The 589-nt window shown below is 35.8% G+C and carries 1 protein-coding gene; it reads left to right on the forward strand.

The genetic code is table 11. The annotated features are described in order from the left end of the window. A partial coding sequence (locus tag V7659_RS30975) for a membrane-spanning protein (RefSeq protein ID WP_335543830.1) occupies positions 1–518 on the forward strand: 518 nt, incomplete at its 5' end. Positions 519–589 lie beyond the last annotated feature (71 nt).

Genomic DNA, 589 nt, shown 5'->3' on the forward strand with positions numbered 1-589 from the left:
TGATTGTCTTATTTATTTTTTTCCTTGTTAAAGGGCAATCTTCAAAATGGCAAGTAGCCCTCGGAGGGATACTCGTGTGCGCGTTGCCTGTTTTGCTAATCTTTAAGAACAAAATACCATTTAACCTGCCAAGCATCGTTGGTTATTATCTGTTTATCTTTTGTACCACGTATTTAGGGTCTATAGGTGATTTTTATCTTAAATATAAATGGTGGGATTCGTCCATTCATTTTTATAAAGGTGTATATGTCGCTTGTGTTGGTATAACATTATATAAATTAATGATTCCTGAACAAGTAAGAAAGGATACCTCAAGTTGGATTATTTCTATTTTCGTTCTTTCACTCGCTGTCCTAGCAAGTGTACTTTGGGAGATTTATGAGTTTGCAGGGGATCAAACCTTCACGTATATCATGCAGCTTGGGGGAAATAAAGATACCATGTATGACTTACTATGTGGGTTTTCTGGCGGACTCTTAATTGCCATTTACGCATATTTTCGAAAACAAAAAGTTTAAAGAGGTGAATATTGTTGAATCGAAAACTTGTCATCACTTTGAGTGCCATCTATGTCCTTTTCATGGCTGTT

The sequence above is a fragment of the Neobacillus drentensis genome (assembly GCF_036966985.1).
Taxonomy (GTDB): Bacteria; Bacillota; Bacilli; order Bacillales; family Cytobacillaceae; genus Neobacillus; species Neobacillus drentensis_E.